This is a genomic window from Tenacibaculum haliotis (assembly GCF_025215075.1).
Taxonomy (GTDB): Bacteria; Bacteroidota; Bacteroidia; order Flavobacteriales; family Flavobacteriaceae; genus Polaribacter; species Polaribacter haliotis_B.
In genome coordinates this window covers 1-13,385 of record NZ_JAOBTH010000023.1, presented here as the reverse complement: position 1 = coordinate 13,385, position 13,385 = coordinate 1, and the positions used below count along the sequence as shown (strand labels likewise).

Sequence of the window (13,385 nt, the reverse complement as noted above, 5' to 3'; positions counted from 1 at the left end):
ATGTCTTTGCCAACGCTAGCAAGTTTGCGGAAAGAAAAAGCCAGTGTACAACAATGTATAAAAATAATAGCGGTTTAATTACTAAAACGAAAGCAAGTAAATATAAAAAAGGTCTGTGTTTATACGAAAAGTAAGTGTATAAAAATCCGCTACTATTCTTATACTAGACCGTTGTGCCTAATTTAAAATCAAAACGTAAAATTGAAAATTGACATTACATCAGAAATTGAAAGATTCGAAAATCACCTGAATCAAGACGACAATAACCAGATGATTTTTTCAGGAATTTTTGGTATTGGGAAAACTTACTTTTTAAAGGAATTTTTTGAACAAAACTCGGATAAATACGAATTATTCTTACTCTCACCTGTTAATTATTCAATATCCAATAACGATGATATTATTGATTATATAAAGTACGATATTGCTTTTGAACTTCTTGGCAAAAATGTAGATTATGAAAAAACTGATTTTTCAAAATTATTGACTGCTCAATTTTATTTAAAAGACAATTTTTTAGATACTATGTCTCTTTTAGCGAAAAGTGGCGGAAAAATTGGAAAAGCATTTAGTGATGTATATGAAAACCTGAAAAAACTAGTAAACAATATTAAAGAGCATAACTCTGAATCACAAATTGATGAGAAGAAGGAGCTTATCGACTTTTTAAAAGAATTAACTGCTAGAGACAATTCTATCTATGAGGAAAACAGAATTACTGAATTGATTTCAGGATTAATAGAAAAGCTTAAAGAGAATGATAAAGAAATAGTTCTTGTAATTGATGATTTAGATAGGCTTGACCCTGAGCATATTTTTAGAATACTAAATGTATTCGCTTGTCATTTTGATATTGGGAATTTTACAGAAAACAAATTTGGTTTCCACAAAATAATTCTTGTATGTGATATAGAGAATATTAGAAATTTATTCCATTCAAAATACGGTACAAATGTTGACTTCTCAGGTTATATTGACAAATTTTATAGTAGAGAAATTCATTATTTTGACAATAAAGAAATTGTCAGTAAATCAGTAGACAAAATACTTTCTTCAATAAAAATTCAAGGTGCATACGACCACATTATTAACTTAAAGAATAGAAATAGAACAACAACTGTAAATTTTCAAGAAATTTTAGAGGATTTAATCAATAACGATTTATTAAACCTTAGAACTTTATTAAAACTATTTGACAAGGAATATCATTTGAAATTCTTCGATTTTGTAATAGACGAAAATTACGGAAGGTCATCGAGTTGGCATTTTCAAAAAATATTAGTTTTTGATTTTTTGATTTCGTTTTATGGTTCAATAACGAGTTTAAGATTAGCATTAGATAAACTAGTTGAAAGAAATCCAACAAAAGTAGTTAATGATAGACAACTTAGGAGATATGGGAATTTAATTGCTTTAATTGACTACAAAAATCATAAAACAGCGGAAGGCGATTTTGAATATGTCAATGCAGATTTAAATATTTCAATAAAATATTCAGCTATTAGATATGGAGATTGGGGAGATGAAACAAGTGCAAATATTAAGGAAGTTACTTACTTGGATAAATCTGAAACTAAAAGATTAGACTTCCCCTTTGCCTCACTTTTAAAAATAGCATTTGAAGAATATTTGAATTTAACAAGAGTAAAAAACTAGGCACAACAACGTGTATAATTAATGGCTAGTTCAAGCTTACTTACGAAAATCCTCGCGGATTTTCTATTCGGTTTTTATTTGCTAAATTAGGTGCTTAAACACGCCACTAATCATACACAAACACGTTGTATGCCATTTGAAACCAACTAATTACCAATAAACAACATATGGAATTATTAAAAATATTTAAATGTTTTATTTCCTCGCCAGGAGATTGTAAAATAGAAAGAGAAATTTGCGAAGAAGTAATTCAAGACATAAATAATGGTTTAGCTCAACATTTAGGAATAAATTTTAAAACATTTATGTGGGAATATGATGTTTTACCTGATATGGGGAAAAATGGTCAAGAAATAATAGATGAATACATTAAAAAATCGGACTACGATATTTTTATTGGAATAATGAAAAACAGGTTTGGGCATCCAACAAAAAAAGCAGGAAGTGGAACTGAACACGAGTTTAACGACTCACTAGAAAGGAAGAAAAAAACAAATAATGCGCCAAAAATTATATTCTTTTTCGGTAAAGATGAAGTTGATATTGACCATCCTAAAATTGAAGAAATAATTGAGCAAAGAAAAAAGGTTAAAAGTTTTAAAAGTAATATTCAAAGTAAAGGCTTATACGTTGATTTTGAAAGTAAAGAGCGGTTTGAAGAATTATTAAAGCAAAATTTAGAGTTATTTATTCAGGAAAACTCACCGTTAGCAAATCCGACTGAAAAAGTTCAAGAGATTGATTTAATTCTTGATAAATTAAAGCGCGAATTGGAAGAATCATTAAAAACGTATAATGAGAAAAGCCCAATATGGATTGAACCTATAATAAGTTCAAAAAGAGAAGTACCAAACAACCCAACTAAAAATTTAGATAATAAAATTGAGATTAGTTCCATTATCAATAATCCAACTAATATAATAATAAAAGCACCAACAGAGTTTGGTCTTACATCATTAGCTCATTATTTAAAATTAGAAGCTTGGAACAAAGGAAAATCATTTTTGTATTTAGATGCTAAAAACACAAAAAAACATAAGGTAATTAAAGATTTAAAGAAAGAATCAAATGAATATTATAATAAAGACATTACTCAAATTGACTGCATTATATTAGATTCCGTTTGTTTTGAAGAATTAGGTATGATGCCTTTAATCAAAAATGTTTGTACTGAATTTACTGAAATTCCAATAATAATATTAAACACACTCGACAACAACTTTTTCCTAAAATCGGATGAAGATGATAAAGTACAAATTAAAAGACCTTTTACAAATTATTATTTATTGCCACTACCTAAAAACGAACTAAGGTCAGTTGTAACTTCATATGCAAAAAACAAATCACTTCAAGATGATAGTGACACCATTCTAGATAAAGTTACCAAGGATTTAGAAATATTAAACCTTCATCGAACAGTAAAAAATTGTTTGAGTGTTCTTCGTGCTTCCTCTAGGATAGGTTCTGAGTATTCGCCAATAAATAGGACTAAACTTCTTGAGACAATTCTTTCGTCAATCTTTGAGGATTATGAAATACCTACATACCACGATGAAAAACCAGACATTAAGGATTGTAATTTTGTATTAGGATATTTTTGTGAATATTTAATTTTAAAAAATGACTTTGAATTCACGGAATCTACTTTTAAGACTGAACTGAAAGAATGTTGTGAACAAAACTTCATAGAAATCGATTTATCTTATCTATTAAATTTATTAATTGATAATTCTATACTTAGTTTAAATAAATTTACTCAAAAGATATATTTTAGAAATTCATATTGGGTGTTTTATTTTATTGCTCAAAGAATGAAAATGAATAAAGATTTTTTAGAGATAGTTTATTCGCAAAAAAAGTATATTGATTATCCTGAAATTATAGAATTTTACACAGGTATTGATAGAAACCGTGAAGATGCATTAAAGACGTTAAACAGTGATTTAATAGAAACATTACAAACAGTAAAATCAAAAGTAAACATTCCAGATACAATTAATCCTTTTAAGTCTATTTCTTGGAAACCAAAAATTGAAAATCTAGAAAGAGAAGAAAAAAAAATAAGTCAAGATATTGTTTCATCAGGTTTACCCGATGAAGTAAAAGATAAACACAGTGATAAATATTACAATCAAATTAAACCTTACAATCAAGTTATTAATTCCGTACTTAGAGATTATTCATTTTTAGTTTTAATGCAACAAGTATCTGCTTGCTCTCGTGCTTTGAGAAATAGTGATTTTGTTGACCCTAAAATTAAATATGAGCTTTTGAGTAACATTACCAACTCTTGGCTTGAAATCAATAAGTTATTAATAGCTCTTTCACCAATACTTGCTGATAGAGGAAAAGCTACTTTTGAAGGTGCAAAATTTGAATTAGCTGATGATGATTTTTTAATTGATGACCCAGCACAAAAAAGAAAAGCTGTATTATTAGCTGTTCCAACAAACGTAGTTGGTTTTTTTAAAGATGATTTATTTTCAACAAAAATGGGTCCTCTATTAATAAAAAAAGCAGAAAATGAATCAAATAGTTTAATTAAACACGAACTAATGATTTTAATAGCTGCAGAAAGACCGAAAAATTGGAATAAAGTTATTGATAATTACATAATTCATTTAGATAAAAATTCTTTCTACTTATCTGATATTTTACAAGTATTAAACTATAACATAAATTTTTATGCAACTGAATTAGGAGATAAAAGAATTTTAAATTTATTAGCAAAAAAATGCCGAGCAAAGCATCTTTATCAAAAGAAAAACCCTGATTTAGGATTGATAAATAAAATGAATTAAAAAAACGGCACACAACACCGTATATAATTTATTGCTCGCTTATTGCCTACTTGCGAAAGACCTCGCGGACTTTCTTGGTCGGTAATTATTTACTAAATTAGGTGCTTAAAACACGCAACAAACCATATACAACAACGTTAGCAGCAATTAAAAGATGAATAGAAAATTTTACATATCATTTACAGATAAATCCCATAATTCAGGAAAATATCCAAATGACATCATGTTGAGAAAAATTTTAGACTATAATTCTTCAATTGAATATATTGAAAATGAATATCAAGTATTAACAGAGTTTTCCTTAAATCATAAAAAATGGACTGAACCAATATTAATAACTAACGATAATTTATTAAATCAAAAATATAGAAATGTGTTTAGCGAAAATGAATTTAAATCATACTGTATAGAAAGTTCTTACTTTAGTAATCAAATTGAAAAATTACCTTTAAAAAATCAACTAATAGCAAAACAAAGTAATTTAACAGGTAACTATGGTAAAGAAACTTTTAATCACTTTTTAAATATTAAAGAAAATAAATATAAAGAAGCTTACATGATTCAAAAATACCTAAATAGTTGGATAGAAGAAGATACAGGAATGAATTATGATTATGATGAAGAAAATAAATGGAAAACTAATGACTGGATAGATTCTGATGACGAATTTATCACACCACTATAAATAAATATTATGAAATACTTACCTTTATTAATTATATTAACTTGTTTAAATATATTTGGACAAAAAAAAGCCCCCAATAAAGAAAATACTCAGGAATGGATAAAATCAGTATTAAATAGTTATTCTGGTTCCGTAATAGAATTTGGAAATGAAAAAATGACTGATTTTCAATATGCTGACACTTCACTATGTAAAGAAGAATTTGGAGGAACAACAATTTACATTAACACAGTACTTATAAAAAATATTAGTAACATAATTATTAGAAAACAAATAGATTCAGATAATTATTTAATGATATTTTCTTGTAACAAAGGAAATTGTTTTAAAGAAGGAGTAAATATCTGCTCTAAAAACAGAACCGACAATTCTATTAATTATTCCTATACTTCAAACAAACTTGTGATTAAACTTTCACAATCAATAAAAAATGATGAGCTAGATAAAAGATTAATAAAAGCCTATAAGCACTTGATAAATCTATATGGAGGAAAAACCATAGATGAAACATTTTAAAACAACAGCTGCTAACACCGTATATAATTTATTGCTAGTTCTAGCCTACTTACGAAAATCCTTGCGGATTTTCTATTCGGTTTTTATTTGCTAAATTACGTGCTTAACCACGCAACAAACCATATACAACAACGTTGTAGCCAATTAAAAAATCACTCGAACTTTGATTGAAATTCGAGTGATAATTGAAAAATAACTATTTGTTCAATCGTTGTTTTACTGATTGAACTGTGTCTAAAATAGACTTTTCAAAAGAAATCGGCTTCCAGTTAAACACTTCCTTTGTTTTGCTAACATCTGCGTCATAAGTGTTTCCAATAAAAGGCTTCATACCTTTTAAATCGCTATTAAAATTAGACATAAATTTTAATAAGAAATTTGGACCTTCTAAAGTGCTTACTTTATCATTTCCATTTGATTTTAAGATTTGAGCCATTTCTTTAAACGAATATGGATTTTCAGTTGCAACAACAAATCGTTGTCCATTAGCCTTCTCATTCTCTAAAGCCTTAACGTGAATATTGGCAATATCTCTTACATCTGACATATTAATGCGCACTTTGGCAAGCATTGGCATTTTTCCAGTTATCATATCCTTAACAATATTCATTGATTCACCAGAGAGTTTATCTGACAAGGTTGGTCCCCAAATTGGACCTGGATTAATAACAACCAATTCTAACTTGTTATCCCCTTTTTGAGTTTCTATAAAATCCCAAGCACTCTTTTCTGCAAGTGTTTTACTTTTTACATAAGCGGACATATTTTTAGCATTTGGATTAGTCCAAGTATCTTGTTCTATGTTTAATGACTTATTTGCATCACCAAACATTGCAACTATAGAGGAAGTTAAAACCACTCTCTTAACACCTGCGTTTTTAGCAAAATTTAAAGCACGTTGTGTACCTTCAATAGCAGGTTTTATAATTTCATTTTCATCTTTAGGCTCACTTGCCACATAAGGAGAGGCAATATGTAAAACATAGTCACAATCCTGCATTGCTTCCATCCAACCTTCATCTTTTAAAAGATTAAGCTCGCAAAACTCTAAATTACCTTTGGGCTCAACTTCTCTACGAATTGCTCGTGTTAATTCGTCTCTTTTGGATAAATTTCTAACTGAACCTTTGACTGCATATCCATTTTTTAATAATTCCACCGCTGCGTGCAGACCAACATATCCTGAAATTCCCGTTACTAATACTTTTTTCATTTTAATAAATTTTATTTAAATCAAATTATTACTTGCAAAATGCAAGCAAAGATAATATATTACTTTTGTTTTGCAAGCAATAAATAAAAAAATGTATTTTTACAAAATAATTTTAAGGTAATACAAAATTGAAAATGGAACATAAATTTAGATGCGACTGCCCAATTACTAGTGCAATTGATATTATTGGAGATAAGTGGTCTTTAGTAATTATTAAGCAAATGCTGACTGAAAATAAAAAAACATTTAAAGATTTTATTGAAAGTGAAGAAGCTATCGCAACAAATATTTTGTCTTCGAGATTAAAAATGCTTGAGGAATTTAAAATTATAATAAAGGGAAAACTTCCTGAAAACAAAAAAACAAACATATACACATTAACAGAAAAGGGAATTGCACTTACACCATTAATAGTAGAACTAATAATTTGGAGTGATAATAACCTACGAGAATTTCATTCAGATTTATATGCAGGAGAACAGATAGAAATGATAAGAGGTAACAAAGAACAGTTTATTGAAAATATAATAGAAAATTACAAGAAAAATAACTGGCTACAACAACGTGTATAATTAATTGCTGGTTTTAGCCAATTTACGAAAGTCCTCGCGGACTTTCTATCTGTGATTTATTTGCTAACTTTAGTGCTTAAAACACGCAACTAATCATACACAACAACGTTACCTGCCATTAAAAAATGCGATTAAGGAATTATAAAAAGAAAAATGAGCTTACATATCAAAGAAAAAAGTGTATTTCTAAATCAAATAAATGATTTAATAAATGGTTGGAATGATTCTTATATTAATAACAGTATTTTATTCCTTGAGAGAGAAAATGATTTATTAAATGATTTTATGTGTTTAGAGTCTTATTCTAAAAATCATTTTGAGATTTTAGAACTTGATAAATTTGTAGATTGGAATATAAAATTTCAAGAAGACCTATTACAAAACAAAAAGGATGGGCACAACTTTAATATTTTCACATTACTGAAAAAAGAATTTGATTTCAAAATTAAAGAAACAATGCATAGTAAATTAATCAAGTTTTTAATAAACCCAAAAGAAACTCACGGTCTTGATAATATTTTCTTGTTAGAATTTCTTGAAAATATAGGAATAGAATCACCTCAAAAAGGAAGTTGGCAGATAACTGCTGAAAAAGGTAATATAGACATACTTATAAAACGAAAAAATCCTGAATCCATAATTATTATTGAAAACAAGTCAAACTGGGCTACTGACCAAAAAAATCAATTATATAGGTACTGGTATAAAGCAATTTATTTGAAAACTAAACAAATTGAAAAAAAATATTATGAGGATAATAAAAAAAAATATCAAATCATATATTTAGCGCCTAATGAACACAAACAATATGAACAACAAAGTATAAGCAAACCTAAAGAAGACCCATCTAACATTTACAAATCTTTACCAAAAAAAATTCCGATGAAAGTCAAAAATATAACTTTTGACAGCGATATACAGAAGTGGTTAGAAAAATGTAAGAATAAAACCCCCGAAACAAATCATAGAATTAGAGAGTATATATCTCAATATCAAATGCTATGTAAAAACTTATAAAAAAAATTATGAATAAAGAATTGTTAATAAAAGCTATGAGCTTATTCGATACTTCAGAAAAATGGAATGCCTTCTGTCAATTAATAGACCAAGATAAAAATATTCAAAACGAGTGGTGGGAGAAATTACAAAAAGAAGTTTATCATAGAGAAATGAAAAATTCAATTATAGACTGGGATATACATATTTGGAATCATTGGGATATTATGTGGTTTATTAAAGGAGAAAATAACAGAAGTTTGGCTATTCATTACTGGGGAAAAACTCTGAGGGTATTTTGTGATTACGGAGATTTAGATTTAGGTAAAGTAAATGAGTTATTAAAAAAACCAAAGTTTGATGTGATTAAAAATTGTTTTGATAGAATTGACGGAAGTAATGATAAATCAATAGCTTGGGAAGATGGGAATTTTTCATTTGAAACTACATTTGACGGAAATTTCTCTGATTATAGAACACTTGCGTGGTATGCAGGAAATAGAACTGAAGATTATGCAAATCAATTGATTAAAAAAGTAAGAAAATTTCAAACAACAGAAATAACAGAATTATTTAAGGAAATAAATAATACTTGTAGGAAATAAAAAACGGCAGGTAACACCGTGTAAAATTAATTGCTGGTTTTAGCCAATTTACGAAAGTCCTCGCGGACTTTCTATCTGTGATTTATTTGCTAACTTTAGTGCTTAAAACACGCAACTAATCTTACACAAACACGTTGGGTTTCATTAGCGGAAATCGTTAAAATTGAACATTTTTAGCTTTTAAAGTGAATTTTTACAATGTTGGAAAAATTTACTGAAAAGCTATATTGGAGTTTAATTAAAACTCAAAAAAAGTAGCTTGAACAATTTCTTTTTTCAAGTCAATTTTTTATAAATAGAAAAACTCCAGTTTAGAGTTATTTCGTTAAATAAAAATCAAAAACTGGAAAGTTTTGAGATCAAATTACAAACTTTGAGAGTCTTGAGAAGTTTTGAAAATTGAGTTGAATACCAAAACGTGGAAATCAAAACAGCGGAATTAGAATCTTTGCGGAAATAAGAATTAAAATAGAACGGAAAAACCATAAAACGAAAACCCAACAAGGTGCATAATTCATTAAGGTGGAATTTCCTTGCGGAATTTCCTCGCACTTTTATTATCTTTCGTTCAAATTCGGAAAAGTGCTGCGCTCTTTTCCTTAACGAAATCATGCACAAAGCCGTTGTGGTTCATATTCCACTCAGACGGTTGAATAGAATTACGATTAATACAATTAAAATCAATTAATAACTTTAAATTTACAGTGTATGAAAAACAAAAAAATCAACTTTCTTAAACTTGGAATATTTCTTTTTGGAGTTTCCTTATTATTTTGGAATTGTGAAAGCGAAATTAACCTTATAGAAAATAAGACTTCTATACCTACAATTTCAGAATCAAAAACATTTTTATTAAACAATAACAATTCTTTTAGTGCTAGAGGAGCATCTAACACTTTTATCGATAGAATTGATTGGAACAACTCTAAAGAAGAATATTATAAAGAAAATACTGAGTTACTTTATTCTCCAATACAATTAAACGCTACTAAAGCAAAGTCTTTTGTAGCTTCTATAAAAGTAAATGGCATAATTGATAATAGAATTATAACCTTACTTTATGATAATGATAATAGTCCAAAAATATTTTCTGGTACAATCTTAATTCATACTAAAGAAGGAAGACTTACGGAGTTTTACAACTATAAAAATGGAAAAAAAGAAGAAAAATATATTGTAAACGAAACCGATAGCTCATCTCAAGCTAGGTCTTCTAATGATTATGATTGTTATGATATAGAATATCTTCAATGGTTAATGGAAAATAATGATGATCCTATGTATATATTAGCTCCTTGTATGTCACTAAATGCAAGTATAGAAACTGGTGATAGTGGAAGCAATGGAAATTCATGGTATGAACCTATAGATTTTTTAAACGATGATTTTAACAGTGGTGATGATAACATAAATAATAATGACCTTACTGGAGGCGGAGGAAATTGGTATACTCCTAGTTGTGGTGCAGGTTATATATTAGATGAAAATAATAATTGTGTAGAGGATGATAAAATTGATTCAACACGACTTACAGGAAAAGAAAAATGTCTTAACGATAGCCTAACTAAAAATGGAAATACATTTGTTAAAGACTTATTAGCCAATTTTAATGGGAATAGTGAATTTGATATTAATATATCGTCAAAATATAAAGTTTTCAGAAATAAAACTACAATTGAAATTAATGGCAAAACTATTTATAAACCTGGTACTACATTAATAAATATTCATATTAGTACTAATCAAATGTCAAATAGGAATTCATTATCTTGTATCAGAACTCTCCTACATGAATATATTCATGCTGATATGTACAGAAAACTAAACACCTCAAAAAAACCTACAGGTGGAGATATCGATTTTAAACAAACATATAATGATTTTGATAATAATAATTTCAAAGCGTCTCCTCAACATGAAACAATGGCGAAATTATATATAGGTGAAATGAAAAATGCATTAAAAGAAGCACATAATAAACTAATACCGAATGAAGTAAAATATTACAAAGAAAATTACCCCTCAAATACTCTAGATAATATTTATGACGCACTAGCATGGCAAGGATTAAAAGAGCACAAAGTAAAAGCGTGGCTAGATAAAGGTAATGATACAATTAATATAAATAAGACAATTAATACAAAATTGTCAGGTTTAACTAAAGAATTTTGTAAATAATGAGAAGACATGTTTTACTAATACTAATACTAGCAACTTTTACCGAAGTATATTCTCAAATAAATAAAGACACATTATTTATAAAGTTAGATGGAAAATATTTAAAAAAAGGGTATAATTATACAGAAAATAAAAATATTTTTGTTTTTAAAGACAATGACAAAAAAAATGATTTTACTTCTCTATCTATTATCGACACTTTGTATAACTTAAAATACAAAAAAATATATTGTATGAATAAAATAATAAAACAATCTGGATCATATTATGGTAAAGGAAAAGTTAGAGATTGGGAATTAGCCAAATATTTAAACAATTTTATAATTTTCATTTACAAAAATAATTATTTTTTAAAAGTTGAAGCAATTCATGAAATAGAATAAATACAAACCACAACAACGTATATAAAAAATAGCAGTTTAGTACAAACTACAAAGTTTATGCTTTTCTGCTATCTTTGTTTTCGGACTGAAAGTTAGCGCTAATCTATTCTGCCACTTTCCATATACAAACCGTTAGGTGCAATTTGAAAAAAATGAAGAAAACGATTATAATTATTTTAATGATTATTAATTCTTTTGCTGTTTACTCACAGTCTGAAATTAGAACTTCTGACCAAAGTAAAAAAGATATTTATAAATGGATTACAACTATCAACAAAGGAGAATTATTTATTCCTGAAAAGGAGAATAATGAGGAATTTGCAGTTGGAGAATTTTATAGACTAATTATTACAACATCAGAAATATATAACGGAATTTATATTGAAAAAGGAATTGAAAGCGAAAACGGAGGAGGAACAAAAATCATTTGGAAAAGATTAGTAAACGAAGATGACCTTTACTCAAATTTTTCTTTAAGAGGAGAATTCTCAAGTGTGGAATTTATCAAATGGAATTCTTGGAATTCGTTTATTTTAAAAATACAAGGAAAAGAATATCAATTTAATGGAATTGAAAAAACTGAAATTAAAGTTGAAAAGCTGAAAAAATAAAAAACTGCACCTAACACCGTATAAAAAAAATTGCTAAATTAGTGCTTAACCAAAGTTAGTTGCATTTTTTGCTACTTCTGAATTTCCGTAGGAAATTCCTCGCACACAAAAAACGCAACTTTCTTTATACAACAACGTTGTGTATAATGTCCCAAAACCGTAGAAAATAAATGAAAAACCTGAATGGAACTTGGCTAAAGATTAAAACAGGAGACGACTATTGTCGACCAGAATTTATTGAATTCAATAACGACCAAATCATCCATTTTGAACTTGAATTAAAAAGCGGAAACGAATTATTAAAAGTCCGAACTGAATGGAGCGAGAAACTTTCCGAATCAAAATATGAATTCGTAAATGACAATCGAATAAGAATATGCAGAATGGGAAAAACTCACACTGTGTTGAGCGAAACTGAATCTAAAACAGAGGATACTGAATTTGCGACTGACTATGAAAGAATTGAACCAACCAAAACGGAACTTGAATCTAAAAAAATTGAGACGCTTGAATTCAAAGCACAGTGGAATAACAAGAAAATACCATTAACGTTCAACAAAATTTTGGATAGTGCAGTAATCCAAGAAATGAATAAAAGAATGAAAAGAAATGGACGGAAATTAATATTAGAAAATTTGCAAGGAACTTATTTCGCATCAATTTTCGAAAATGACGAACGAGAAACACTAATTGGAATAAAGGAAATTGACGAGGAAAAAGCAATTCTATTCGGATTCCCAGAAAAACCATATGAAATTAAAGCTGAATAAAAACACTATGCACAACAACGTGTATAGTCAATTGCTGGTTTTGTGTGTACTCGGAAAATCCTACGGATTTTCCTCTGGTTCGTTTTCTTTTACTAATTTAGTTGCTAGCCAACGCAACTAACCATACACGAACACGTTATGTGCCATTTCTGACGAACACGCTGTATTCAATAACTTAACGCAACAAATCTAAAATTATAGATTTGTAAAATGACAGTAAAAAAACACAGAAGACTTAGCCTTAAAGAAAGAGTGATTATTCAGACTCTTTTAAACGAAAAAAAGACCAAAGCTTATATTGCTAAAACTCTTGGTAGAACACCTTCTACAATTTCTAGAGAAATCAACAAATGGGTACAAAATAAAGAAGATAATTACGATGCAGAATTAGCACATTGG

General features: G+C 28.0%; 13 protein-coding genes. 12 read left to right on the top strand and 1 reads right to left on the bottom strand.

Features of this window, described 5'->3' with window-relative positions:
• Window positions 1–201: 201 nt before the first annotated feature.
• From N2251_RS03680 to N2251_RS03665, 4 genes are all read left to right on the top strand, one after another.
• Complete coding sequence (locus N2251_RS03680; RefSeq protein ID WP_260585361.1) at window positions 202–1,656, top strand: P-loop NTPase fold protein; 1,455 nt, start codon at window positions 202–204, stop codon at window positions 1,654–1,656.
• Window positions 1,657–1,823: 167 nt separating this feature from the next.
• Entirely contained in the window at window positions 1,824–4,457 is a 2,634-nt protein-coding gene (locus tag N2251_RS03675) for a DUF4062 domain-containing protein (RefSeq protein ID WP_260585360.1), read from the top strand.
• A gap of 154 nt (window positions 4,458–4,611) precedes the next feature.
• Complete coding sequence (locus N2251_RS03670) at window positions 4,612–5,142, top strand: hypothetical protein (RefSeq protein WP_260585359.1); 531 nt, start codon at window positions 4,612–4,614, stop codon at window positions 5,140–5,142.
• A 9-nt stretch (window positions 5,143–5,151) separates the two neighbouring features.
• A complete protein-coding gene (locus N2251_RS03665) occupies window positions 5,152–5,658 on the top strand; it encodes a hypothetical protein (protein WP_260585357.1) in 507 nt (168 codons plus the stop codon).
• A 196-nt stretch (window positions 5,659–5,854) separates the two neighbouring features.
• On the opposite strand, the gene N2251_RS03660 is transcribed toward N2251_RS03665, so the two are convergent.
• Window positions 5,855–6,871 carry an SDR family oxidoreductase gene (locus tag N2251_RS03660; protein ID WP_260585356.1) on the bottom strand — a complete coding sequence of 339 codons (1,017 nt, stop codon included), beginning with the start codon at window positions 6,869–6,871 and terminating at the stop codon, window positions 5,855–5,857.
• A gap of 134 nt (window positions 6,872–7,005) precedes the next feature.
• Here N2251_RS03660 and N2251_RS03655 point away from each other — a divergent pair, with 134 nt between their 5' ends.
• The 8 genes from N2251_RS03655 to N2251_RS03620 all read left to right on the top strand — a co-directional run.
• Window positions 7,006–7,443, top strand: coding sequence for a winged helix-turn-helix transcriptional regulator (locus N2251_RS03655; protein WP_260585355.1), 438 nt, complete (start codon window positions 7,006–7,008; stop codon window positions 7,441–7,443).
• A 153-nt stretch (window positions 7,444–7,596) separates the two neighbouring features.
• Window positions 7,597–8,460, top strand: a complete 864-nt coding sequence (locus N2251_RS03650) for a PD-(D/E)XK nuclease family protein (RefSeq protein WP_260585354.1) — start codon at window positions 7,597–7,599, stop codon at window positions 8,458–8,460.
• 8 nt (window positions 8,461–8,468) lie between these two features.
• On the top strand, window positions 8,469–9,044 hold the full coding sequence (locus N2251_RS03645; RefSeq protein ID WP_260585353.1) for a hypothetical protein: 576 nt from the start codon (window positions 8,469–8,471) through the stop codon (window positions 9,042–9,044).
• Between the two features lie 708 nt (window positions 9,045–9,752).
• Complete coding sequence (locus tag N2251_RS03640; RefSeq protein WP_260585352.1) at window positions 9,753–11,222, top strand: hypothetical protein; 1,470 nt, start codon at window positions 9,753–9,755, stop codon at window positions 11,220–11,222.
• Complete coding sequence (locus N2251_RS03635; RefSeq protein ID WP_260585350.1) at window positions 11,222–11,605, top strand: hypothetical protein; 384 nt, start codon at window positions 11,222–11,224, stop codon at window positions 11,603–11,605. The genes N2251_RS03640 and N2251_RS03635 overlap by 1 nt, the downstream gene beginning before the upstream one ends.
• A gap of 152 nt (window positions 11,606–11,757) precedes the next feature.
• Window positions 11,758–12,216, top strand: coding sequence for a hypothetical protein (locus N2251_RS03630; RefSeq protein WP_260585349.1), 459 nt, complete (start codon window positions 11,758–11,760; stop codon window positions 12,214–12,216).
• A gap of 170 nt (window positions 12,217–12,386) precedes the next feature.
• Window positions 12,387–12,986, top strand: coding sequence for a hypothetical protein (locus tag N2251_RS03625; protein WP_260585348.1), 600 nt, complete (start codon window positions 12,387–12,389; stop codon window positions 12,984–12,986).
• Window positions 12,987–13,196: 210 nt separating this feature from the next.
• The coding region (locus tag N2251_RS03620; RefSeq protein ID WP_260585347.1) for a helix-turn-helix domain-containing protein at window positions 13,197–13,385 on the top strand (189 nt) is incomplete at its 3' end.